This window comes from Cohnella phaseoli (genome assembly GCF_003386235.1).
Lineage (GTDB): Bacteria > Bacillota > Bacilli > Paenibacillales > Paenibacillaceae > Cohnella > Cohnella phaseoli.
On record NZ_QRDZ01000021.1, the window covers coordinates 25,882 to 51,214 of the forward strand.

21 protein-coding genes and 1 pseudogene are annotated in these 25,333 nt (G+C 55.0%); 21 read left to right on the forward strand and 1 reads right to left on the reverse strand.

Annotated elements, in window-relative coordinates:
- The first annotated feature begins 71 nt into the window (after positions 1-71).
- The 16 genes and pseudogenes from DFP98_RS23510 (at position 72) to DFP98_RS23585 (ending at position 16,055) form a co-directional block, all read left to right on the forward strand.
- On the forward strand, positions 72-3,704 hold the full coding sequence (locus DFP98_RS23510) for an ABC transporter ATP-binding protein (protein WP_220377155.1): 3,633 nt from the start codon (positions 72-74) through the stop codon (positions 3,702-3,704).
- Positions 3,701-4,705 carry an iron-siderophore ABC transporter substrate-binding protein gene (locus DFP98_RS23515; protein ID WP_181917897.1) on the forward strand — a complete coding sequence of 335 codons (1,005 nt, stop codon included), beginning with the start codon at positions 3,701-3,703 and terminating at the stop codon, positions 4,703-4,705. The genes DFP98_RS23510 and DFP98_RS23515 overlap by 4 nt, the downstream gene beginning before the upstream one ends.
- Positions 4,706-4,917: 212 nt before the next feature.
- The gene (locus DFP98_RS23520; RefSeq protein ID WP_181917898.1) at positions 4,918-5,712 is read left to right on the forward strand and encodes a (2Fe-2S)-binding protein; all 795 of its coding nucleotides are present in this window, start codon (positions 4,918-4,920) and stop codon (positions 5,710-5,712) included.
- Positions 5,713-5,751: 39 nt separating this feature from the next.
- The gene (locus DFP98_RS23525) at positions 5,752-7,389 is read left to right on the forward strand and encodes an AraC family transcriptional regulator (protein WP_181917899.1); all 1,638 of its coding nucleotides are present in this window, start codon (positions 5,752-5,754) and stop codon (positions 7,387-7,389) included.
- A 115-nt stretch (positions 7,390-7,504) separates the two neighbouring features.
- Positions 7,505-7,756, forward strand: coding sequence for an ABC transporter substrate-binding protein (locus DFP98_RS23530; protein WP_116063066.1), 252 nt, complete (start codon positions 7,505-7,507; stop codon positions 7,754-7,756).
- Positions 7,757-7,789: 33 nt separating this feature from the next.
- A complete protein-coding gene (locus DFP98_RS23535; protein ID WP_220377156.1) occupies positions 7,790-8,485 on the forward strand; it encodes an ABC transporter substrate-binding protein in 696 nt (231 codons plus the stop codon).
- Entirely contained in the window at positions 8,482-9,318 is an 837-nt protein-coding gene (locus DFP98_RS23540; protein WP_116063068.1) for a 3-deoxy-7-phosphoheptulonate synthase, read from the forward strand. Before DFP98_RS23535 ends, DFP98_RS23540 begins: the two co-directional genes overlap by 4 nt.
- Positions 9,319-10,067: 749 nt before the next feature.
- On the forward strand, positions 10,068-10,469 hold the full coding sequence (locus DFP98_RS23545) for a GNAT family N-acetyltransferase (RefSeq protein WP_116063069.1): 402 nt from the start codon (positions 10,068-10,070) through the stop codon (positions 10,467-10,469).
- A gap of 80 nt (positions 10,470-10,549) precedes the next feature.
- Positions 10,550-11,341: a lipid II flippase Amj family protein gene (locus DFP98_RS23550; protein WP_116063070.1), complete on the forward strand. Its 792-nt coding sequence runs from the start codon at positions 10,550-10,552 to the stop codon at positions 11,339-11,341.
- Positions 11,342-11,356: 15 nt separating this feature from the next.
- Complete coding sequence (locus DFP98_RS23555) at positions 11,357-11,881, forward strand: YfiT family bacillithiol transferase (protein ID WP_116063071.1); 525 nt, start codon at positions 11,357-11,359, stop codon at positions 11,879-11,881.
- 19 nt (positions 11,882-11,900) lie between these two features.
- On the forward strand, positions 11,901-12,458 hold the full coding sequence (locus DFP98_RS23560) for a GNAT family N-acetyltransferase (protein ID WP_181917900.1): 558 nt from the start codon (positions 11,901-11,903) through the stop codon (positions 12,456-12,458).
- Positions 12,459-12,527: 69 nt separating this feature from the next.
- Positions 12,528-12,806, forward strand: a pseudogene (locus tag DFP98_RS23565) (glycosyltransferase); the annotation flags it as partial.
- Positions 12,807-12,940: 134 nt separating this feature from the next.
- Positions 12,941-13,447, forward strand: coding sequence for a metallophosphoesterase family protein (locus DFP98_RS23570; RefSeq protein WP_116063074.1), 507 nt, complete (start codon positions 12,941-12,943; stop codon positions 13,445-13,447).
- An 82-nt stretch (positions 13,448-13,529) separates the two neighbouring features.
- Positions 13,530-14,408: a radical SAM/SPASM domain-containing protein gene (locus tag DFP98_RS23575; protein ID WP_116063175.1), complete on the forward strand. Its 879-nt coding sequence runs from the start codon at positions 13,530-13,532 to the stop codon at positions 14,406-14,408.
- Between the two features lie 52 nt (positions 14,409-14,460).
- Positions 14,461-15,534, forward strand: coding sequence for a M42 family metallopeptidase (locus DFP98_RS23580; protein ID WP_116063075.1), 1,074 nt, complete (start codon positions 14,461-14,463; stop codon positions 15,532-15,534).
- A 5-nt stretch (positions 15,535-15,539) separates the two neighbouring features.
- Positions 15,540-16,055: a DinB family protein gene (locus DFP98_RS23585; protein ID WP_116063176.1), complete on the forward strand. Its 516-nt coding sequence runs from the start codon at positions 15,540-15,542 to the stop codon at positions 16,053-16,055.
- 208 nt (positions 16,056-16,263) lie between these two features.
- Here DFP98_RS23585 and rsgA read toward each other — a convergent pair whose 3' ends face one another.
- Positions 16,264-17,376: a ribosome small subunit-dependent GTPase A gene (gene rsgA, locus DFP98_RS23590; RefSeq protein ID WP_116063076.1), complete on the reverse strand. Its 1,113-nt coding sequence runs from the start codon at positions 17,374-17,376 to the stop codon at positions 16,264-16,266.
- Between the two features lie 597 nt (positions 17,377-17,973).
- On the opposite strand from rsgA, the gene DFP98_RS23595 reads away from it, so the two are divergent.
- The 5 genes from DFP98_RS23595 (at position 17,974) to DFP98_RS23615 (ending at position 25,294) form a co-directional block, all read left to right on the forward strand.
- On the forward strand, positions 17,974-19,476 hold the full coding sequence (locus DFP98_RS23595) for an MDR family MFS transporter (RefSeq protein WP_246016667.1): 1,503 nt from the start codon (positions 17,974-17,976) through the stop codon (positions 19,474-19,476).
- Positions 19,477-19,638: 162 nt separating this feature from the next.
- Positions 19,639-21,864, forward strand: coding sequence for an MMPL family transporter (locus DFP98_RS23600; RefSeq protein WP_116063078.1), 2,226 nt, complete (start codon positions 19,639-19,641; stop codon positions 21,862-21,864).
- 36 nt (positions 21,865-21,900) lie between these two features.
- Complete coding sequence (locus tag DFP98_RS23605) at positions 21,901-22,581, forward strand: response regulator transcription factor (protein WP_116063079.1); 681 nt, start codon at positions 21,901-21,903, stop codon at positions 22,579-22,581.
- Positions 22,578-23,948 (forward strand): sensor histidine kinase, encoded by a 1,371-nt coding sequence (locus DFP98_RS23610; protein ID WP_116063080.1) that lies wholly within the window; start codon positions 22,578-22,580, stop codon positions 23,946-23,948. The genes DFP98_RS23605 and DFP98_RS23610 overlap by 4 nt, the downstream gene beginning before the upstream one ends.
- Positions 23,949-24,040: 92 nt before the next feature.
- The gene (locus DFP98_RS23615; RefSeq protein WP_116063081.1) at positions 24,041-25,294 is read left to right on the forward strand and encodes a DUF445 domain-containing protein; all 1,254 of its coding nucleotides are present in this window, start codon (positions 24,041-24,043) and stop codon (positions 25,292-25,294) included.
- The last annotated feature ends 39 nt before the right edge of the window (positions 25,295-25,333 follow it).

Here is a 25,333-nt window from a genome sequence, read left to right on the forward strand (position 1 = left end):
TGGAGGTGGCGCATATTCGCGACAAACGATCCGGCCCGCCGACTGATCCCTACAGCGGCGGGCTTTATGCTGTGCGGCGGCTCGCGTTTTATTTGCGGGACCGGCGGCTGCTGATCGCAGGCTCGGCCGCGCTCGCCGTCCTATCGGCCGCGTTCGGGCTGGCGCCTTTTTTGCTTGTGTACGCAGCCATTGGTCTTATGCTTGAGCGGCCGGAATATGAAGGGGCTTCTACGGTCGCCTTGCTGGGCGGGGCAGCGGTCGCCGCCATCCTGCTCAAGACGTGGACGATGATCGGCTCGCACAATTTGGCGCATCGCACCGCTTACGAGCTGCTGTACGATCTTCGGTTGGAGCTGGCGCGCAAGCTTGGCCGGCTGCCGCTCGGCTATTTCCAGAAGCGGGACACCGGGCAGCTCAAGCATACGATGCACGAGCAGGTCGAGCGAATCGAGGAAGGCGTCGCGCATCTGATTCCCGATTTCGCCGCATCGATCGCGGTACCGTTGGTCGCTTACGCCGCGATGTTCGCGATCGATTGGCGGTTGGCTCTGGCCGCATCGGCAGCTGCGCCGCTGTTGTTCTTCATGTACCGGACAGTGCAGCGCAAAATGAACGGCTATCGTCATCGGTACGGGGAGGCGCAGGCGCGGCTCTCGTCGGCACTGCTTCGTTATGTGCACGGCATGAAAGTCATTAAGGCGTTCGCGCGCTCCGAACACGCTTACGGACAATTCGCCGAAGCGGTGAAAGAAAGCGAACGAATGACGACCGGGCTTCATCTGCGGAGCTTGCCGCTCAAGTCGGCGACGGTCATCCTGTCGCGCGCTCCGCTGCTTCTTGTCCTGCCGCTCGGCACGTTCCTGTACGTCCGCAGCGAGCTGACTCTGGCGACGCTTGTATTCTTTATGCTCGTTACGATGGGGATCGGCAAGCCGCTGCTTAAGCTGATGGGAACGGGAGGAATGGTGTCTTTCCGAATTGCCGCCGCCGTTCGCGAGGTCGGCGAGCTGCTGGACGAGGAGGAGCTTCAAGAACCGGAGAATCCGAAGCTGCCCGAGGGATGCTCGATTCGTATGGACAGAGTATCGCTCGGCTACGGAGACAGGAAGGTGCTGAGCGATGTCTGTCTGACCGTGCCGGAAGGCAAGCTGACGGCGCTTGTCGGACCTTCCGGCGCAGGCAAATCGACGGTGGCCAAGCTGATCGCCCGTTTCTGGGATGTAGACGAGGGCGGCGTAACCATCGGCGGCGCCGATGTGCGGGAGATGACGTCGGAAGTGCGAATGGCTAAGCTCTCCTTCGTGCTTCAGGATGAATTTCTGTTCGAGGAGTCGATTATGGAAAATATCCGCAAAGGTCGCGAGGAAGCGACCGATGCGGAGGTGATCGCCGCGGCGGAGCAAGCGGGCTGTCACGACTTTATCATGCAGCTTCCGCGGCAATACGACACTGTCGTCGGCGGGCATGGAGGGACGCTGAGCGGCGGGCAGCGCCAACTGATCGCCATCGCCCGCGCGATCGTCAAGGATGCGCCGATCGTCATATTGGACGAGGCGACCGCCTTCGTCGATCCGGAGAACGAAGGGCGGCTCCGCGACGCCCTGTCCGCGCTTATGCGCGGGAAGGACGGCAGAGGCAAGACGATGCTTATGATCGCGCACCGTCTGTCGAGCATCGTTCATGCCGACCAGATTGTCGTCATGTCCGAAGGAACGGTGCGCGCAGCAGGTACGCATGCGGAGCTGTTGGAAGACTGCGAGCTCTATCGAAATATGTGGCAGGCGTATAATACGAGTCCTGCGATCGGTACCCGGAGCGGGGAGCGGGCATCGAGATCGACGGTTCAGACGCCCCCCCGAAGAGCCTCCGAGACGGAGCCGTCCGACGAAGATGCGTTCGCACTCGACTCGAACGAGCTTACGCTCGGCAGGAGCCCGGTGGCGCTCTGGAAAGCGATCAAACGGTTGGCTGCCGGCTCCTTCCCGCAATTTCTCGGCAGCTTGCGCTGCGCCGCTCTGGAAAGTCCTTTTATCGCAACCGCGCCTTTATCCGCTGCGCTTGCCTTCTATGGCTTATGGACGGAAAACCTTACGCTCGCCTGGTCGGGGATCGGTCTTCTGGTTGCGTCGCTCGTCGGGCAGGGCGTGCTGTTTTATCTCGGTCACCGCCACGCCTTGCGTCTTGAAGGCGAGATTCGCGTCCGTCTGCGCACGCAGCTCGGCGTTCATCTCCGTCGGCTGCCGCTCGGTTTTTATGACAAGTACCCGGCTTCAACCGTGGAGAGTCGAATGCGGATGGACGCGCATAACAGCGCGCTGTTCCATACGATTGCAATTTCATCCGTCCGCGGGCTGCTGGTCGCGCTTCTCGTTTCCGGCCTGCTGCTGGCGCTGGATTGGAGACTCGCCTGCATCGCCTTGGCCGGCGTGCCGCTGTCTCTGGCCGTGACCGCGGCGGCCGACCGCAAATTCGCGGCGCTGCTCGACAGTCAGGACGAACCGCGCAAGGAAGCGAACAGGCGGATTACCGAATATATTCGCGGCGTACCGCTGATTCGGGCGTTCGGCCTGAAGAGTGCCCAACTTCGGCCCTTTATGAAGGCAATGGAAGAGTACCGCGACCGCAGCATCGCCTTTAATCGGAAGCTGGCCGGTTATATCGCGCTGGATGGCGTAGCGTTCGAACTGGGCTTTGCCGCCGTATTGGCGGCCGGCGCAGGCCTGTACGCGCAAGGGGCGGTCGAACCGCTCACGTTGTCGCTTGTGCTGTTGCTGACGCTTGGCCTGTACGAGCCGCTGCCGCTGCTTGAGCTGGCCGGCTTCCGCCGCTTGCTGCAGCGGGCCTTGCGCAACCTGCGGGAGATTTTCGGCGCACCCCCGCTTCGCGAACCTGCGGCCGACGAGGAAGAGCTTCCGCAAGACGGCGCCATCGCGCTGAAGCGGGTGGGCTTTTCTTACGGAGAGCGGCAGATTTTGCAGGGCGTTACGCTGCACATTCCGGAACGCCAAGTTACGGCGCTGGTCGGGCCGTCGGGGAGCGGCAAGACGACTTTGCTTAATCTGATCGCCCGCTTCTGGGACGTCGAGCAGGGCAGCGTCGCGATCGGCGGCGCGGATGTGCGGCAGATGCGCTCGGACACGCTGATGTCGCAGCTGTCTATGGTGTTCCAGGACGTTTATTTGTTTAACGATACGTTAATGAACAACATTCGCTTCGGACGTCCCGACGCTACCGATGAGCAGGTGTATGCCGCCGCCCGAGCGGCATGCTGCGACAGCTTTATCCGCGAGCTGCCGCAAGGATACGACACGATGGCCGGAGAAGGGGGCGGAAATCTGTCGGGCGGCGAGCGGCAGCGGATCGCCATCGCCCGCGCTCTGCTGAAGGACGCTCCGATTCTGCTGCTGGACGAAGCGACGGCCAGCATGGACCCGGATAACGAGCTGCTGGTAACTCGCGCTTTGCAGGAGCTTGCACTAGGCAAGACAGTCGTCATGATCGCCCATCGGCTGCATACGATTCGCAATGCCGACCGGATTGTCGTCATGGATCAAGGACGTGTCGCCGATGTCGGCGCGCATGAAGAACTGATGGGTCGCAACGAGCTTTACCGCCGCTTCTGGAATGAGCGGCTGCGGGCCGAAACCCGTACATGGAACGAGCATACACACAACTTACCAATCAAGGAGCATATACAATCATGAGAACCGCTAACCGATTATCCGTTATGATCATCATCCTGCTGCTGACTGCTCTTGTCGCCGCTTGCGGGGGCAAGGTGAACGACGCTTCGCCTGCGCCAACAACGTCTGCGCCCGCCACCGAGACTGCCCAAGCTTCGTCGCCTGCGGAGAGCGCTCCCTATCCGAGAACGATCGTCGATTTCAAGAACAACAGCGTCGAACTGAAAACCGAGCCTCAACGCATTGCCGTAACCGACTACGTGATTTTCAGCCATCTCGTTTCTCTCGATTACTTCCCGATGGCTGCCAATATGTACGACTCCTACATTTCGATCATGGAATCGATGAAGTCTCGTCTGCAGGGCAAGACCGTCGAAAACCTGGGAGAATGGGATGCAATCAACCTGGAAAAGACGGCATCGCTGTCGCCCGATCTGATTTTGTCGAGTACCTCGGATGCGGATAAGGTATACGAACAGCTTAACGCCATCGCTCCGGTGCTCTTCTACGATCCGGTCAAAATGGGCAACACCGAGACGGACTGGAAATGGGGCGTTCGGGAGCTGGCCAAGGTCATTGCGCAGGAGGAGAAAGCCGAACAAGTCATTGCGGACACCGAGCAGGTCATGGCGGAGAAGAAAACCGAATTTGCCGCCCATGAAGGGAAAACCGTTGCCTTCTTCCTTTACTCCAAAGCCCGCGGCGGCTTTACTATGCAATCCTACACGGCGCTGAAGGTGTATTACGAAGGACTCGGCTTAGCTCCGGCCCTTCGGAACGAGGCGGTCGAGACGGTGTCCATGGAAGGCCTGGTAGACCTGGACCCGGATTATATATTTGTTTTCGAGACGAACGGCTCTGTCGCCCAAGAGCTTGAAGAAATAAAAAACGACAAAGTCTGGAACGGTCTAAAAGCGGTCAAGAACGATCAGGTGTTTTTCGCCAACTTCTCCATGGCCGTCATGTCTCCCGTCAATATTTTGTATGGCATCGATGTGATAGATAAAGCTATGAATAAATAAAAGGGAAGAGAGCAAACCCCGGAGTGGAACGGCGCCTTGAGGCGGAAGTTCCTCCGGGGTTTCTTTCATCTCTATTACAATTGTATTGCAGAAATTGACGTTGAGAACGATTATCATTTACAATGACGAATGTGGAGCTCTTTCCTGTTGAACAAGAGAGCCGATCGATTTTGTTGCCTGAACATTTCGTTCTATCCCGAGGAGGGCGCACATTGGCTAAACTGGACTTTAACAGGATGGAGAAGAGCTTTCATGTGATGATGGTGGAGCCTAAGGGCAGCATCTACTCGATCTCTGTAGCGCAATTGTTAAATGTAAGGGACATGCAGACGTTTTTGGCCGTATATGCGCTTCAAATAGGAGCATTGGATCGGGCCGCCGCTGCCGCCTATTTTGTCCGACGCTTGGCAGGCGTGCTGTTGGCGCAGCAATATTTTATATCGATACATAATACGATAGTAGATTTCTCCCTTTCCAATCTCAAAGTCTACTTGACCGATCATGCGCTTGTCGTGTTTCAACCCCAGGTTTGGCGGGAGGAGACGGGGCCGGTCGAAGAGGACAAACGCGATCTTTGGCTGCTGCGGACGCAGAACTTTATGTTTGGCGAAGTAGCGCGTCCGCTGATCCAAAGCTTGTCCGCTCTGAGTCAGATGTGCGAGGAAGAACTGTGGGGCCAATTGCCGACCATGTTCTTGTGCCGCCTTAAGACGTTAAGCAGGGAGACGAACAAGCTGGAATATAGAAGGAGATTGGAGCACGACTTCTATTTTCTGCGTCAGAAGCTTCCGCCCTCCGTATTCCATCTTCCCTGCAACCCGTTCGACCATCAAGTAAAAATGGTTCCGCATATCGAGTTCCCGGATTTGCAAGTACAGCTTAGATCAGCTTGCTGTATGTATTATCGAACAGAGAGCGGCGTGTATTGTTATAAGTGTCCGCTGCTTAACGATGAGGATCGGGAGATTAGGCGGATGCTGCATAGGGCACAACGAAATTCCGTGTGATTCACATAGATGGAGCGAGGAGACAGGAGGGGGAGGAAAATGAAGCTGGAGGACAAGCGACATCCGTTTTTCCATCGGACTCTGACGGTGATCAGAGAGAGTGTCATAGTTACATTTGACTCGGAGCAGGGACAGGAGACGATAGAGCAGCCCGGCCATAGCCTTTTACTGGCGCTTAAAGGCAAGGGAGATATTTATATCAACAATCGTCCTTCACAGCTCAGTCGAAATAAAGCGTTCGTCATTCCAGCGGGCACGATCACGAAGATTCGCAGCGACAGCGGCAATCCTCTGGCGGCTTATTGGCTTTCCTTCGATCTCTACCGCATGGGCAAGCAGAACGAGCGACAGATGATACTGGAACGGGAGTTGTCTTTTCCGCTTGAAGGGAGGCTTCATATCGGAGACCCCGGCTCGATGGCGGCATCGCTGCGCAAGCTTGAGGCGATGGGACGTCATACAGAGGAGGACGGGGATCCGGCGCAGTATCAGCATATCGTTCAGGAGCTGTTCGATGCGTTGATGCAAGCCGGGCCTGTACCCTATGATGCGGACGAACCGATCCAAAGGACGATCCGGCACATGCAGCGCCATTATGCGGGCAGCCTTACGCTGCAGGACTTGGCGGCCATCGCCGGCTCGCATCCCACCTATTATTCGGCGCAGTTTAAGCGCAGGCTGGGCATAAGCCCCATCGACTATTTGAATCGCTTGCGCCTCAATCGCGCCAAGGAGCTAATGCTCTCCTCGCACGACAAGATGAAGGATATCGCCCGGCTCAGCGGCTTCAGCGACGAGTTTTATTTCAGCCGCAGGTTTAAAGCCGGTTTCGGCATTCCTCCCACGTTTTATTTGAAAAACCATCAACCGAGCCGCATCGTTTCTCTATCCTCCCCCTATACCGATCATCTGCTTGCGCTGGGAGTTCAGCCTTACCGGGAGGATACCCGGGAAGAGCTGGTTTCCGAGAGGAAGTGGATCGCCGCGAAGAAGGACGGCCTGGCAAGCTGGGAGCTGAGAAGGCGGGAGCTGCTCGCCATGAAACCGGACGTCCTCATCTGCAAGGAGCATATTTTGGCCGAAACGAGGATGTACATGGGAGATATTGCTCCGATTGTAACCGTCCCGTGGCTTAGGCTTGATTGCTTCGATCATATGAGAGAAATAGCGGTACTCACAGGGAAGGAGCAGCATGCGCGGGAATGGATCGAGCGGTACGAGAGCAGGGCGGAGAAGGGCCGGCGACAGGTCGGACGGAAAATCGGGGGCAGCTCCGCGGCAATCTGCGTTGTTACCGAGAAGCAGGTCAGGCTGTACGGGGAACGTAATATCGGGCATGTCTTCTATCGCTCGCTGCAGCTTGCGCCGCCGGATATTGTCCGCAAGGAGATGGACAAGCATCGCGCAGGCACCGTGTTTAACTGGTTGACGATTGCGCCCGAACAATTCGATCGTTGCGATGCCGATTATTTATTCGTCCTCATAGAGCCCAACGAAGGCGCGGTCGCCAATTTTCATCGGCTACAGGCCGGCGAGAGCTGGCAGCGGCACTCTGCCGTCAGGAGTCGACGGGTTTATTCGTTGGATTGGCAGGAGTGGCTGCCCTACTCGCCGTACTCCATCAGTCGCCAGTTGAACGGCGCTGTTGCCTTGCTCGCGGATACGGCATTAGGATAAAAAAATCCAAAGGCTGAATCGTAAGATTTGCCATGGAGCCTCAAAGGGCAGCGCAGTATAATCAATGACGATAATGATTATCATTATTGATTACAGCTTATGGAGGCGTACAGAAATGAAGAAGGGTTATGTTCTGATTTGTTTATTGCTGCTTGTGTTTACGGTCGCATGTGGCGCGAATAACGCGAATAACGCTAGCAGTGCCAGTGGCGCTAACGACGGCAACGGGCAGCAGCCTGTCGCGGAAGGATCGCAGGGAGCCGCCGAATCTTCGGCCGCTCAGGAGAAACGAATCGTATCGTTATCGATTCCGCATACAAGCAACCTGCTCGCTTTGGGGATCAAGCCTTACGGAGCCGTTACGTAAGGCGGCAAAAACTTTCTGCCCCATGTGGCGGACATGCTGTCGGGAACGGTCAACCTGGGCAGCTCGCAGGAGCCGAATCTGGAGGCGCTTGTCGATGCGGCCCCGGATTTGATCATCGGGCAGGACGAGCTGATGAAAGGCAGCAGAGAAACGATTGAGAAAATTGCTCCGCTGTATACGGTGCCCGTTTTCGGAGAGCTGAGCTGGCGCGATCAACTGGTCAAGCTGGGGGAAGAGCTTGGGCGTTCCCAAGAAGCGGCAGCGTTTCTCGGAGAGTACGATGCGAAATTGGCGGCGATCAAAGAAAAAGTGCAGCAGACAGTCGGCGAAGGCACGGTAATGGTGCTGCGAGTTATGCCGAAGGAGCTGCGCCTGTACGGATTGGATCGCAGCTACGGATCGCTGCTGTATCAGGATTTGGGACTGAAGCCGGTTGCGGGGCTGGAGAAGCTGGCGGAAGGACCCGAGGCGATCTCGCGGGAGCTGCTGCCGTCGTACGATGCCGATCATATTCTGCTTGAAGTCGCGTCTTCCGACGATGCGCAGCAGTTGTATCGAGAGCTTAATGAAAGCGCGATATGGAACGGCATGAAGGCGGTCAAAGCCGGAAATATCCACATGATCGAACAGCAGCCATGGCTGGATTATTCGGCAATGGGCATGATGAAGTCGCTGGAATTGGCGGAGACGCTGTTTGAAAAAGGATCGGCGGGAGGTGCGGGACAATGAGCAAGCTAGCGGAACTCGGCGATTACGGCGGACCTAGCAGCAGGAGCGTTGCTCCCGCAGACACCATCATTCGAGTACGGGATACGGTCATCGGGGGGCAGTCGATCTCTGTAATCGGCGGACCGAGCGACAGTATTCCCCGAGAGCAGTTTGAAGAGACGGCTCGGCTGCTCCGGATGTCGGGAGCGAACATTCTGCGCGGCGAATTCGTGCTCGGCGTGGAAGAGGGCATGGACGTCGAAGGGTTGAAAATGCTGCGGGACGTCGCTCACAGCAACGGCCTGCTGGCCTTGACGCCCGTTCCGTCCTCGCAGCATGCGGAGGTGTGCGCGGAACACGCCGATATTTTGGCTGTCGGCGTAAGGAATATGCAAAATCGCGACCTGCTCCACCATCTGGCCAAGACGGGAAAATGCATTTTACTGAGACGAGGCTTGAGTGCGACCTACCGGGATTTGCTCGGGGCGGCCGATTTTATTCTCAGTCGGGGCAATCCCAACGTGATTTTGCTGGAACGGGGCATTCGCACCTTCGAGTCCTATACGCGCAACACGCTCGACATTGCCGCCATTCCGGCGCTCCAGCGGCTTAGCCACCTTCCCGTATTCGCGGACCCTTCGCATGCGCCGGGAAGACGGGAGCTGGTCAACCCGCTCAGCAAAGCGGTAATCGCGGCGGGAGCCAGCGGAATCTTTATCGAGCTGGACCTGGATGGGGAACGCGGCGACGCCAAGGGCGTGGCCTTGTCCCCCGGACAATGGAGCGCGCTGGGACGCGACTTGACACAGTTGGCCCCGGTCGTAGGCAAATCCTATGGTGCGGCTAACGAATAAGTAGTTTGCTTGAGATGATTGATAAATAAAGTAAGGGGTATGTGCCGCCTGTAGATCTAATCATGACCCACAACGTTTACAATTTATTGGATATTAAACTTTTACGACGGATCTATTTGCACACATGAGCTTACGCAGGGAAGTTAGTCGGAAATTCGTACAACGCAGCTCGAAGCAGGTTTAAACGGCGGACGTTTGTAGGAAAAACCGCACAAAGCAACTCGGCTCAGACTTAAACGACGAACGTTTGTAGGGAAAATTGTATAAATCAACCGAGATCAGGGGTTATATGTCACTAAAGCATCTTCGATGATTATATGAATAACTTCTAGTGCCCGTCATTACGGTCATTGCCGCATATGTATGGTTGGATGAAACGCTCACCGCTGCCGCCTTGTCGGGAGCGATCCTTACGCTGATCGGGCTTATGGTGTCTGAAAAGCGATTTCTACGCAAGAAATCCGGGGTGCGAGCCTGAACCCGTCCGGTTGGAATAATACGAAAACACTTATTTGCACGAAGAAGGGGACGGAAGGCGCCCTTTTATTCGGCAGGTAAGTGTTTTTTTTGAGTACTAGACAGATAACGGTTTTGATATAATCATAGTAATACCAATGTTTGGAAGGATGTAGCCCTTTGTCGAGAGAGATTACAGTAAGAAGGCTATCTACTATAGAAGAAACAAAATGGTTGGACGAGCAGTTTGCTCAACACTATGCGTGGTATAAGCCCGGAAATTACTATGCTCAATGCCTCGAAGAGAATCGGGAAGGCGGCAGGGTAACGCTGCTTGCGTTATACGGAGAGGACCTGGCAGGCTGCTGTCATCTGCTGCAGCGTTCCTATTATCCCTATTTCAGAACAAAGGTATTCCCGAAATTAACGATCTGAACGTATTTTCCGATTACCGGGCCAAGGGAGTCGCCGGAGCGCTGCTGGACGAGTTGGAGGGGATTGCCGCACGCACTTCGGGTACGGTCGGTCTTGGCGTGGGGCTGTATGAGGATTACGGGAACGCGCAGCGCCTTTACGGCAAACGCGGCTACATTCCGGACGGCAGAGGTTTGATGTACGCGAATGAAGCTGTTCACCCGGGGCGAACGGTGACGGTGGACGACGATTTACTGCTGTATATGGTGAAGCAATTGTAGGTGTCGTTGCTTCTTATAAGCTCCTACTTGATAGCTGGTGAGAGCAGAAAGAGATCCTCGATTCGGAGTTGACTAAGCGCATGGAGCAACAGCTGCTAATCGTGTTTGCGATGACGATGATTATTCACGCCGCCGAGACATTATCTTACTCCGTTAGATTGGCGGGCGTGAGATTGAATAAAATCGCAGTCGCGCTGTCCCTCACCGGCATTATCGTGCTTGTATCCCGAACAGCCAATCTGATTCAAGCGCCGTTGACCGCCAAGTTTGTCGACTTCGCGAGAGAGCATGCTTCGTTTGATCTGCTTCGTTACTTGCGCTTTATTTTGCTGGCCTCGTCGGTGGGAACGCTAGTCGCCATCGTTCTTTTTCCCAGCTTTGTCGGCTTGTTTGCGAGGGTCATCAGACGCTTGGAAGTGACCGGCTCGATTCCGAAGCTGATTTCCAGCGTGACGCTTGGCCAGCTGCGCAACACGAAGCGCTATTTGCGGGTTCCGCGGCTGAAAATCAGCCAGTATCGGTATTTGGGCATATCGAAGAAGTTTATTTTGCTCAATATCGTCGTTACCGCTTTTTATACGGTTGGCGTACTCGCATCCCTTTATGCCGCCCATTTGTTGCCGCAGTTCAGCACGACCGCTTCGCAGGCTTCGGGCATCATAAACGGGATTGCGACCATATTGCTCACCGTATTTATCGATCCGCAGCTTGGTTTGATTACGGACAAGGCGTTAAACGATACGCGTCAGCGGGATCAGCTCGGCAAAATTTACGTGCTGATGATGACCACCCGCTTTTTCGGCACGATGCTGGCGCAGCTTGTGCTGATTCCGGCCGCTTACTTTATCGGCGTTGTAGTGAAGTGGATTTAAGAGAGGAAGTTGCGGATGGAAGAATCGATTCGGTACCCGATCGGACGTTTCGAACCAATTGACGATCTGACCGGCGAAAGACGCCTTGCCCTGATCGAAGAAATTCCCGGGCTGGCGAATCAGCTTCGCAAGCTAATCGCCGAACTGCCGCCGGAGCGGCTGTTGATTCCATACCGGGAAGGCGGATGGACGATCGCCCAAATCGTTCATCATCTCGCGGACAACGACATGAACGCCTATCTTCGCTTCAAGCGGGCATTGACGGAGGAAGAGCCGTTGGCCAGCTCCTATCGCGAGGATCTGTGGGCGGAACTGCCGGATTACAGGAAGCTTCCGCCCGAGCATTCGCTGTTGCTATTGGAGATACTTCATGCCCGATTCGCTACGTTGCTGGCTGATTTGGAGCCTGCGGCTTTCCGGCGCAAGCTTCGCACGCAAGTGCTGGGCAGCGTAACGCTGGACGTAGCTTTGCAGCGGTTCGTTTGGCACAATCGACATCATCGCGCTCAGATTGAAGTTTATTTGAACGGGAGGGATTAATATAGAAGCGTTTGAAGCCTTGGAGGGCGAACGGGTAAAATTGGCGCCGCTAACGCTGGAGCATGTTCAGCCTTTGTTTGATTGCTCCCGCGATCCGGCGATTTGGGCCGCATACCCCATTCGGATCGAGCGCGTCGAAGAGATGGAGCAATTCGTGCGGAAGGCGCTGGACGGACGGGACCGTGGCGAACAGTATCCGTATGCGGTATACGATAAGGCGCTTGACGCGTATGTGGGATCGACGAGGTTTCTTCGTATTGCCAAAGAGCATCGCAACCTCAATATCGGCTCCACTTGGTATAGCTCAGAGGTGTGGCGCACGAGAGTGAATACCGAAACCAAATATTTGATGCTTAGTCACGCGTTCGAGAAGGCGGAGGCCGTTCGCGTGGAAATCATTACGAGCACAGACAATACCCGCTCGCAGCGGGCGATCGAGAGATTAGGAGCCGTCAGAGAAGGCATTCTACGCAAAAAGTATTACGGCCTCGATTACGTCATCTACAGTATTGTCAGAGAGGAATGGCCGGCCGCTAAAGCGAGGCTGGAAGGGTTCCTTGCGACTCACGACCGATAAGCGGCTCTAATGGGACGATAGGCATTCCGGTAAAAAACTCTATTCCAAGGTGACGAATGAAAAAAAATTATGTTTACCGGCGGCGGCTCAGCAGGGCATGTGACGGTTAATCTGGCATTAATACCGCATTTTGTTCGCGAAGGCTGGTCAACCGTGTATATCGGCTCTATTAAAGGCATAGAAAATCAGCTTGTCAGCCAGCTAGACGATGTTCGCTATTATTCGATTGCCACGGGAAAGCTGCGCAGATACCTGGATTGGCAAAATGTCAAAGACCCCTTTAGAGTGGTCAAAGGGCTGTATCAGGCCTACCGCATCATCAAAAAGGAAAAGCCGAATCTGCTGTTTTGTCCGACAGCCGACAAACAATCGAGCAGTATATATGCCTGCAAATAATTCAGCCCGCTTATTGCGGGCTTTGCTTTTTTCTCGAGGGTACACTATATAATAGAAGTAATAAGCGAGAAGAGAGGTCGGAGCGGATGAGGGTTGTCGTCGTAGCCGATACACATATGCCGCGAATGGCGAAGAAGCTGCCAGGCAGATTGCTGGAGGAGCTGGAGAAGGCGGACGCGATTATTCACGCCGGAGACTGGACGAAGCAATCGGTGTATGAGCAGCTTGCTGCGTTTGCGCCGACCTACGGAGTGACGGGCAATAACGATGGAGCCGAGCTTCAGGCTAAATTTGGGCTAAGGAAGCTGCTCAAGCTTGAAGACTGTCGGATCGGAGTCGTGCACGGCCACGGCGCGGTCAAGCGCTCGTCGACGGAGGCGCATGCGATTGAAGCGTTTAAGCGGACGAAGCTGGATGCGCTTGTCTACGGACATTCGCATATTCCCGTTCGCAGAATGGAAGCGGGAATGCTTGTGTTTAATCCCGGTTCTCCCACGGATAAAAGGAGACAGCCGCTATATTCGTTCGGTCTGTTCGACATTACTGGCAGCGAACTGCGGGCGAGACATATCTTCTACGAAGATAAAGCCTGAACGCATATAAGGATAAAAGCGATAGCCGTCGTATGCTATAATAGGGATGATCGAATGGGCAAACCAGATTGGAGCACCGGACTTGAAGAAATTTAAAAAATTCTACATTGAAATTACGAGCATCTGCAATTTGGCCTGCAGCTTCTGTCCTCCGACGAAGCGGCAAGCGAATTTTATTAAAGTCGATGCTTTTAAGCATACGCTCGACCAGATCCAAGGGCACGCCGAATATATTTACTTTCACGTGAAGGGCGAGCCGCTGCTGCATCCGAAAATCGACGAGCTGCTCGACATCAGCCACGAGAAAGGGTTTAAGGTTAATCTGACGACGAATGGAACGCTGCTGGGCAAAAACAAGCATAAGCTGCTTGGCAAGCCGGCGCTTCGGCAGATGAATTTCTCGCTGCATAGCTTCGACGGGCATGAAGGCTCGGTCGATAAGGAAGGCTATGTCGGAAGCGTGCTCGATTTTGCCAAGGAAGCGGTCGCTACGTCCAACATGATCGTGTCTTTGCGGCTGTGGAACTTGACGTCTGACAATGATACGAATTTGAAGAACGACCGCAATCGCGAAATTTTGGAGCAGATTCAGCAAGCGTTTAATTTGGATTTCCGAATCGAGGAACGTTTCGTAAGAGGACAAGGCATCAAAATCGCCGATCGTGTGTACTTAAACCATGAGGAAGAGTTTAAGTGGCCCGACTTGAAAGAAAAAGAGGATGAGGGAACAGGCTTCTGCCACGCGCTTCGCAATCAGGCGGGCGTTTTGGTGGACGGCACGGTTATTCCTTGCTGTCTCGACGGCGAGGGCGTGATCAATCTGGGCAACCTCCATGCCAAGCCTTTTGCAGAAATTATTGAAGGCGAACGCGCCACTCGGTTGCATGACGGCTTCTCGCGCAGAGAGGTTGTCGAGGAGCTGTGCCGTAAATGCGGGTATCGTCAAAGATTCAGCAGCTAAACCAAAAGTCGCGGAAGCCGCGGCTTTTTACATATAGAAGGAGTGGGAAAACATGACAAAAGCACTACAGCCTGCGCTCGACAGGACATATATAATGAAAATACTCGAAGCCTTATTGGCGACGCCGAGCCCAAGCGGGTTTTGTATGGAGATCGTAAAACGGGTGCGAGCCGAGACCGAGAAGCTAGGCTTTGCGCTGGAGACGACGCCCAAAGGCAATGTCGTCATTACGTTGCCTGGAGCGGACTGCGAAGCCGGCGGCACGCTTGCGTTGACTGCGCATGTCGACACGCTCGGAGCGATGGTGCGTTCGATCAAGCCGAACGGGATGCTGCGATTTACATCTGTAGGCGGCTACGCGATGCAGACGGTAGAAGGCGAGTATTGCCTCGTGCATACCCGCGACGGGCGAACTTACGAAGGTACGGTGCTGTCGACGCAGCCCTCCGTCCACGTTTATGCCGACGTGCGCGACCAGAAGCGGGAAGAAGCGAACATGGAGATCCGAATTGACGAGCTGGTGGGCACGAAGGAAGAGACGGAGAAGCTGGGCATCGCTCCGGGAGACTTCGTTTCCTGGGATCCTCGGACCAGGATTTTGCCGAACGGCTGGATCAAATCTCGGCATCTGGACGACAAGGCGAGCGTCGCCGCTCTGTTCGGGTTGATGGAATGGCTGAAGCGCGAAGGCGTTCAACCGGCCAGAACCGTCAAAATCGTTCTATCGACCTATGAGGAGGTCGGACATGGCAGCTCCTACATCCCGCCGGACATTACGGAGCTGATCGCCGTCGATATGGGCGCAATCGGCGACGATCTGTCGACGACGGAGCGGGACGTCTCGATCTGCGCCAAGGATTCCTCAGGTCCGTACGATTACGGGATGACGTCCAGGCTGATTGAGCTGGCCCGCCGCGAGAAGCTTCCGCACGCCGTAGATATCTATCCCTTCTACGGATCCGACGCCTCCGCCGCTTTGCGCGGAGGCAGCAACATTCGCGCGGCGTTGATCGGCCCCGGCGTGCATGCTTCGCACGGAATGGAGCGAACGCATGCGGACGCCGTAGCGAACACCGCCGCACTGCTGATTGCCTATATAATGGACAAAGGAGAAGATGACAGATGAGCAACCTGACTGAACGACCGTCTAAGGAAGAATACGGTGGACATTTCGATACGTATATTAACGCTGTACCGGAAGGCAACATCGTCGATATTCTGGCGGAGGATTTGAAATCGACCTCCGAATTTCTGTCCGATCTTCCGCTGGAAAAGGCGGAATACCGCTATGCCGCGGACAAATGGACCATTAAAGAAGTCATCGGACACATCGCCGACACCGAACGCATTATGAGCTACCGCCTGCTTCGCATTGCGCGGGGAGACAGTACGCCGCTTCCGGGCTTCGATCAGGACGAATACATGAAGCACGTCAACTTCAACGCCAGTTCTTTAACCGATCTGATCGCGGATTACATCGCTGTTCGCAAAGCGACGTTAACGCTCATCCAGTCGCTGGCGGATGAAGCATGGGGCAGGAAAGGAACGGCCAGCAATACCGTCATGAGCGTCAAGGCGCTTGCGTACGTTGTCGCCGGTCACGGCATTCATCATATTCGCATCGTGAAAGACAAATATTTGGCTTAAAGCGGATTTTCCGCTTTATTTCCGGCTACCGGCCTAATTCGGCACGAATAAAGCGGGTTTTCCGGCTTATTTTCCCAAAAAGCTGCTTTTCCGGAATTTAAGACGGGTAATCCGCTTTATTTTCCTAGGAATGGTCGTAGCCTCAAATTTAAGACGGATAATCCGTGTTATTTCCGGCTCTATCGCTATCCGTCGTCCAATCGGCTCTTCATTCGTAATCCATATCGTCCAGCAACTTGATTGGCCGCCGTTCCGCCTTGCCTGCGGAGCGCGGCCGTTTTCCTTTGGAGCCGGCTTTGGCGGCGGACGACCGTTCTTTGCGAGCCAGATGCGCCAGCTCCTTCTCCGTCTTGCGGTAATTGGCGAACCGCTTGGCGTCAAGCTCGCCGCTGTTCAGCGCTTCAAGCACAGCACAGCCGGCCTCGCCCTCATGTCGGCAGTCCCTGAAACGGCAGCTTTCGGCAAACTGCTCGATGTCCGAGAAAGCTTGCTGCCAGCCTTCTTGGGCGTCCCACAGCTGTAGCTCCCGCATACCCGGCGTGTCCATGACAAGCGCGCCGTTGTCGAGCAGAAACAGCTCGCGGTGAGTCGTCGTATGACGGCCGCGCGCATCGTCTTCGCGGATTCCTTGCGTAAGCTGCAAGCTTTGCCCGGCAAGCCAGTTCAGAAGCGTAGATTTGCCGACACCGGACGAGCCGGTGACTGCGATCGTGACACCGGGCCGCATATAAGCTTCAAGTGCTTCTTTGCCTAAGCCGGTTAATGCGCTGACACAGTGAACCGGCACGCCAGGAGCGGCATCTTCGACTTGTGCGGCGAAATCGTCCGGTTCCGGACATAGATCCGACTTGGTGAGCAACACGACGGGGGAGGCTCCGCTTTCCCAGGCGGCGATCATATAGCGCTCAATTTTCCTCAGGTTAAAATCTTGATTCAGCGCGGTCACGATAAACAGGTAATCGAGGTTGGCTCCCACGATCTGGTCTTCGATTACGGCTCCGGCAACTTTGCGAACCATCGCCGAGCGTCGCGGAAGCACTGCATGGATGACCGAGCGATTCTCGCCGGGCAGCGGCTCGGCGAGCACCCAATCGCCAACGGCAGGGTAATCGCCCCGTTTGGCGGCAAGAAACTCGAACTTCCCGGTGACGGCGGCGCTGTGAATCCCGCTTGGGGTCATAATGTTGTACGAGTGCGAGAACTGGGCGACAACTCTCGCGGGCGAACATTCGCGAGGCGGCTTCTCCTGCGCCGCCAGCGTTTGCTGCCATTCCTCGTTCCAGCCGTAAGCTGTCAGTTGATCATTGCTTGTAACGTTCATATTGTAAATTTCTCCTTGTGATTTGAATTTGGCCTGGGGCGTGTCTGAAAACCCGCTCAGGGGCACCTTTCACCGCCTGCTGCGTCACTTTTGCTTGACGTACCTCAGGTACGCCTTCACAAAAAGTTCCTTGCATGGAACAAAAATTCGGTAAAATTTGCTGCCCTCGGAGTATTCAGACACGCCTTAACGAAGCAAAATAACCGCAGGGAATCCCTGCGGCTGGTCTGCGCGACGAACGAATCGGCGCACAAAAAAACCGCTCGGAAACCGGATGGTCTCCGAACGGCCTGCATCTGCAATGCGGTTAAGCATACGTTAAAATCCGTCTGCCTAAGCGAATGGCATTACAGCGCAACATTCCGTAGAGACCGAGAGCTATGCTCGCGAACAACCGACGTGGCAACCCATGTGTGAATGATGTTCCGCATATTCTTCAGCCTCCTTGCGTGTAATATGGTGCTATTATAATCAGCCTTTATTTTCCTTGTCAAGTCAAAAAAAGCCTGAAATCAACGTTTGAAGATTTATTAACCGGATGGTATAGTATGTAGGCTGGACATACAAACTCATTTTTGGATGGAGGAAACAACTAAAGTGAACACCGCAGACAACGCAGCGGGGCCACAGTTTAAGGAGCTGGAGAACGTCAAGCGATTGCCGATATTGATCACGTTGATCATTGGCGCGTTCTTCTCGATCTTGAATGAAACTCTGCTCAATATCGCATTTGTAGACTTGGTGAAAGATCTTGAAGTACCCTATACGACGATTCAATGGCTGTCCACTAGCTATATGCTCGTTGTAGGCATCCTAATTCCGGTATCCGCATTGTTGGTACAATGGTTTACGACTAGGCAAATGTTCATTGGCGCGATGGTGCTCTTCTCCATCGGAACGCTGGTGTGCGCGATTGCGCCGGGTTTTCCGGTACTGCTCGTCGGCCGAATCATTCAAGCGTTCGGCACCGGCCTGATGCTGCCGGTTATGATGAACACGATTCTCGTGCTGTATCCGCCTGAGAAACGCGGCGCGGCGATGGGAAGCATGGGTCTTGTCATTATGTTCGCCCCGGCGATCGGACCTACGCTGTCCGGCCTTATTCTCGAGTCGCTTAACTGGCGTTGGCTGTTCTACCTGGTGCTGCCGTTCGCCATTTTGTCCGTTCTTATCGCTACTGTCTATCTGAAGAACGTGTCCGATGTGACCAAGCCCAAAGTCGACGTTCTGTCGATTATTCTGTCCACGGTCGGTTTCGGCGGCATCGTCTACGGCTTCAGCAATGTGGGCGATCCCGAAGGAGCGGGTTGGTCCGAGCCTAAAGTGTATTGGACCTTGATCGTTGGCGGTATTGCTCTTATCTTGTTCATATGGAGACAGCTGGTGTCGAAGCAGCCGATGCTTAACCTTCGCGCCTTCCTGTCGCCGATGTTCTCTCTCAGCACCGTGCTTCTCATCATAGTCATGATGTCGTTGTTCTCGACGTTGATGCTGCTGCCTATTTTCCTGCAGCAAGGATTGTTGATGACTGCCTTCGCGGCGGGAATCATCTTGCTTCCGGGCGGTATTCTGAACGGCTTCCTGTCGCCTGTAACCGGCAAGCTGTTCGACAAGTTCGGCCCGCGCGTGCTGGCCATTCCGGGCGCGCTCATTCTTGTCGGCGTCATGTATCTGTTCACGACGATCGATCTGGAGACAACGAAGGGAACGCTTATCCTTTACCACTGCATCATGATGGTTGCCATCTCGATGATTATGATGCCGGTGCAGACGAACGGTCTGAACCAGCTGCCACGGGCTTATTACCCGCACGGAACGGCGATTCTTAATACGCTGCAGCAGGTATCCGGCGCGATTGGCGTTGCGTTCTTCATTAGCATTATGACCAACGGAACTAAGGATTATATCACCAACCCGCCTGTCGATGTCAACTTGGAGCAATTGCCAACGCTTGCGCTTAACGCGGGTATTCACAACGCGTTTAAGATCGGCATGGTGTTCGCAGTCGTTGCGGTCGTTCTCTCACTGTTCATCAAGAAGACGAAAGCGCCTGAAGCCGAAGTTCAGCAGAAGGCCGCTTTGAACCCGAGCAAAGGTTAAGCGAATACGATTGAAGGAGCTGTACTCCCGGATTCGGGGGTACAGTTTTTTCTTGTGCTGCACGATTGAAGCAACTTGTAAAGCTGCGTTCACCCGATGTTCATATTGCTTTCCTACAATTTCGGCATATCGACTGGCGAAACAGGAAGGAAGATGAACCTAATGTTGAACGTATTGAATCGAGTGACAGGTTGGGCAAGCAGTCGCAAAGGAGCGATAACGGTTTTGCTGGCATGGCTGATCGCAATTGTCGCGCTTACGGGGGCGGCCCCTTCGGCAAAAATGTATTCCGTAAGCGCGGGGGAAGGCAGCGTGAGGGACGATACGCTGTCCGCAGAGGCTAAGCGGGTTATGGAGGAACGTTTTCCTTCCGAGGACGGGCTGCCGGCGCTGGTCGTTTTTCACCAGCCTGACGGAATCGACGCGGACGGCCGATCCCGCATCGGCGAGTTTAGTCGCTGGCTTGCATCGGGCGACAAGCCGGCCGATATGACTAGCGCGCTTCCTTTCCATGAGCTGTCTGCCGAAGTTCAAGAGCGGATGTTTTCCCAGGATGGCACGACGATGGTGTATAGCTTTTCTTTTAAGCAAGGACTAGCCTCCGATCAAGTCTATGAAGCGCTCGGTCAAGTGCGGGAATGGCTGGATGGGCATTCTCTTCCGAGCCTGCGAGCGGAAATTACCGGGCCTGCCGGAATCGCTGCCGATACGTTGTCCCTGTTCAGAAACACTGATTTGGTGCTGCTCTTCGCCACGATTGGCTTGATTCTGGTACTGCTTGTCGTCATTTATCGTTCTCCGCTGCTGGCTCTGATGCCGCTTGTCATTGCAGGCGTCGTCTATCAAGCGGCAGATCGTTTAATCGGTCTGGGCGGCAAGAACGGTTGGTTTGTCATCGACAGTCAGGCGTTATCCATTATGCTTATTTTGCTGTTTGCCGTACTGACGGATTATTGTTTATTTGTATTTTCTCGATACAGAGAGGAGCTGCGCAAGGTTGGCAGCCAGTTTGAAGCGATGAAGCTGGCGATGTCCCGCGTAGGCGAGGCGATCCTGTTCAGCGGCGGTACCGTGCTCGTTGCGATGCTGGCTCTGCTTGCAGCATTGTTTAAGCCGTATCACAACTTCGCCCCTGTGTTCGCCATTGCGATGGCGGTCATTCTGCTTGGTGGGCTGACGCTGATTCCCGCCGTTTTCTCCTTGCTTGGACGCAGAGCGTTTTGGCCGTTCGCGCCGCGTTTGGAGGCCGGGGAGAAGATTGGGCGCCAAGGGCTGTGGGCGAGAATCGCAGCCTCTGTCGTCAAGCGCCCCGCTGCCTATGCCGGGGGACTGCTTGTCCTGTTGCTGCTCGCCTCCGCTAACGTCGGAAGCTTGCACTATTCGTACAATTTGCTAAAGTCGTTTCCGGAGGAGCTATCGTCGCGCCAAGGCTTCGAGCTGTTGGAACGGCATTTTCCGAAAGGCAAGCTGGCTCCGGTTTCCGTCGTATTGGAATCGACCGAAGAGCTAGCGCTTAACGAAGAATTATTGCAAAGATTAATGGCATTAACGAATGCGATGCGACAGACCGTCGGCATCGATACTTTAACGCCGGAGGTAACGTCGGAGATGGCCGGTCCGGATTCCGGGCTCCCTCGGAATTTCCTGTCGGAGGACAAGCGGGCGATCAAATGGGAAGTCACGTTGGCGGATAATCCCTACGATGCTGAAGCGCTCCGCGTCATGGACGGCCTGCGGCAAAATTCCGCACGGCTGTTGCAGGAGAATGGACTGGGCAACGGGAAGTATAGTATTCATTTTGCGGGACAAACGGCCGAGCAGCTCGATGTCAGCCTCCTGAACAAACGGGATACCGTTGTCGTGTTTTCGCTAATCGCCGTTTTGATCTTGATGATGCTGCTACTTCAAACCCGCTCGCTATGGATGGCGCTGCTGATGCTCGGCACGATATTGCTGTCTTATACTGCCTCTCTCGGACTGGGCTGGATGATCTTTAGCGGAGCGCTCGGGTACGAGGCGATCAGCTATCGGATTCCGATGTATACGTTTGTGTTTCTGGTCGCGCTAGGCGTAGATTACAACATTATGCTCGTATCCAGAATTCGCGAGGAGGCGGCAAAGAGAGAATGGAGGGAGGCCATCCGTCACGGGGTTGCGCATACGGGGAGCGTTATTTCCTCGGCAGGCATTATCCTGGCCGCGACATTCGCGGTATTAATCACGCAACCGATGCAGGAGTTGTTCCTGTTCGGCATTACGATGGCGATGGGCATTGTGCTGGATACGTTCGTCGTGCGCGGAATTTTGCTTCCCTCGATTCTGGCTTGGATCGGAAGAAAAACGAAACAAACTGCAAACGCTATGTCCAAGGGCGATATAGGGGCTTAGAAGCAAGCGAATTTACATCAGGAGGAGGGCGGGAAGATGAGAGTGCAACTGCTGGTTGCCGACGACGACCCGTACATTCGGGAACTGTTAAGGCTGCTGTTCAGAAAAGAGGGCTATACGGTTCACGAGGCCGAGAACGGCGAGCAAGCTTCCGCTATTCTGGATAAAGAAACGATTCACGCCGCAATCGTCGACATTATGATGCCGGTCAAAAACGGCTGGGAGCTGTGCGAGGAGATCCGCAGAGACTACGATATTCCGGTGCTGCTGTTGACGGCCAAGGGCGGGCTCGACGACAAGGAAAAGGGCTACTTGTCCGGAACCGACGACTATCTCGTGAAGCCGTTCGAGCCGAAGGAGCTGCTCTTTCGCGTCAAAGCTCTGCTGCGCCGATACCAGGTCGTGTCCGCCGAGCTGATTCGCTTAAACCGTACAGTCATCGACCGCAACAGCTATGAGGTCAAGATAGGCGGCGAAGTCGTCGCTATTCCGCTAAAGGAGTTTGAGCTGCTGGCTCAGCTGGCAAGCCATCCGGGACGGATTTTTACGAGAGAGCAGCTGGTTCAGTTGATCTGGGGAGCCGATTACGAAGGAGATAGCCGAACGGTCGACGTGCATATCAAACGGCTGCGAGAGCGGTTTGCCGAGCAAGCGGACGATTTTGTCATTACGACGGTACGCGGCATCGGCTATAAAGTCGAGGTTAAGGCGGAATGAAAACACTGTATTTGCGGATCGTCGTTACATTTGTGCTTATCTCCTTGGTCAGCAGCTTGTTTGCGTTATGGATTGCGGGTTTTTATTATCAATCTCAATTAAAGGACGAGAACGAGCGGAAAGTGACGCGTATCGGCGAAGAGATCCGAGCTTTATACGGGCAGACTTCGGGGCTGGACTTTGACGTCTACCTCAAGCATATCGCCAATATGGGGTTCCAAATTTATGCGGTGAACGAGCGGCTTGAGGGCGCTTATTACGGCAGGCCCTTCAAGCACGAGAAGCTTGAGCCCGAACAAATTCGAAACGTGCTGGCAGGGGGGACCTACGACGGCATTCGGAAGGAGCGCGGACTTCTGCTCGGCTTTTTCGAGAACAGTCTGCGCAATAGCGTCGGATTGCCGATCCAGGTCGGAGAACAGAGCTACGCTCTGTTCATCCGGCCGGACCTGGAGCAGCAGATCGGCGAAATTCGCCTATTTATGGCCGTATTGATGGGAGTCGCTTTTATGAGCAGCGTGGCGCTGATCGTCATTTTCTCCCGATCCATCGTCAGACCCGTCAAGCATTTGACGCGGGCAACGCATCAAATCGTCGGCGGCCATTACGATGTCGCTTTGAACGTATCGCGGCGGGACGAGATCGGCAACCTGGCCCGCGACTTTACGGCAATGGCGCAATCGCTGAAGCAACTTGACGAGATGAGGCAGGAGTTCGTCGCCAACGTCTCTCACGAAATTCAGTCTCCGCTGACCTCCATTCAGGGCTTTGCGCAGACGATACTGGATCGGGAAGCGACGCCGGAGGAAGCGGAGCGCTATCTGACCATTATCGTCAAGGAAAGCAACCGACTATCCTCCTTAAGCAAGCAGCTTTTGACGCTGGCGGCGTTGGACAAGGAAGCCGGGTTAATTCGCAAAACCCCGTTCCGCTTGGATGAGCAAATTCGCCAGGCGCTGATCGTAACGGAATGGCAGTGGAGCGAGAAGCGTTTAAACGTCGAACCGGAGCTGGCCGAAATCGTCGTGTCCGCCGATCCGCAGCTTCTGTACCAGGTGTGGTTTAATTTGATTGTTAATGCCATTAAGTTTTCTCGTCCCGGCGGGACGATTCGAATCGAAACGGCGGTTGAACGGGAGGTCGCAGTAACTGTAACCGACACCGGCATCGGGATCGGGGAGGAGGAGCTTCCCCATATTTTCGAGCGTTTTTACAAGGCGGACAAGTCAAGGACTCCGGCCCGTTCCGGCAGCGGACTGGGGCTGGCCATCGTGCGCCGAATCGTCGAGCTTCACGGAGGAAGCGTCTCGGTAAGCAGCAATCCGGGCGAAGGAAGCGCGTTTACAGTTCGACTGCCCTATCGTTAAGCGGCTATGCTGCCTTTTCCATTTCGGATTGAGGACCCGTTTAGGTTATACTAGAGATTGACGCCTAATCTTTCCATACGAGGTCATCATCCATGAAAACAATGAGAACAAGGTACATCGCCGCGCTGTCGTTAGTTGCGATGGGAGTCGGTTTTGTCGTCACGCTGCTGCTGCCCTATCATCCAGTGACGGAGCTGCTGAAGGGCGGCTTCGAAGCGGGGCTCGTCGGAGGGTTCGCGGATTGGTTCGCGGTAACGGCGCTGTTTCGTCATCCGCTCGGCATTCCGATCCCTCACACGTCGCTGCTGCTCAAAAACCGGGACAAAATTTCCCGATCGCTCATATCCGCGCTGGAAAACGAGCTGTTGAACAAAGAAAGCATTAAGGAAAAGCTAAAGCAGTTTCAATTGATGAAAACGGCGGGCACGGGGCTCGTTCGACTGGTCGCCAAACGCAGCAATCGGGTCGGCGTCCTGAAGCTGGCGCACGCTTTCGTCGCCCGGCTGCCCTTGGAGACGTTCGCGCCTTACATGCAGCGCGCAATTGCGGAGGCGGTTAGTCGGATCGACGTGAAGCCTATGGCGGACAAAGCGGTAGAAGCCGTCATTCGGGAGCGGATGGACGAGCGTGCGCTCGATTACGCGCTTAGACAGGGTGGACTGTGGGTAAGCAAGCCGGAGACGGCGTACATGCTCGGCTCGATCGCCATGCAGAAAGTGTCCGAAGCGAAGGTCGGCGGGTTTATGGGCTTTGCGGTGCAGGCTTTCGCCGGATTTATGAGCGAGGACAAGTTGGGCGGGATGATTCAGCAACTACTGCTGTCGAGCATCCGGGATTTGCTCATGCCCGGAAACGCAAACAGGGACAAGCTGTTGACGGAAATTCGCCGTCAGTTGAAAGAGGCTGCAGACAACGGGTCGCTACTGTCGCAGGGCAAATCTTGGGTCTTGGACAAAATCGAGCATCCGGACAGCGGTCAGTTTTTGCTGGACCGTCTGGAGTCGCTGCGCCAATCGATACTTTCGGCGCTGGAGCAGGAGATGGAACGGGGCGGGCGCAAAGTCGTCTCCGCGCTCCGCTATGTCGTGCGCAGGCTTCAGGCCGAACCTGAGACCGTGGAAGAGGCGGAACGCAAAGTGCTCGCCTTCGTCGCCGACGCCGTGGAAGCGAACCATTATCGCATCGGGCTGCTGATTAAAGACAACATCGACAAGATGAACGACAAGCAGCTCGTCGAGATGCTGGAAGAGAAAATCGGCGGCGATCTCCAATGGATTCGCGTTAACGGCGCTCTGTGCGGCTTCCTGATCGGCTTAGTGTTATCGGGCATTCAGTTGTTGAGTTGAATGGAGTTAAGCGGCGCAGCCCTCAAGCCCCGATTCTAT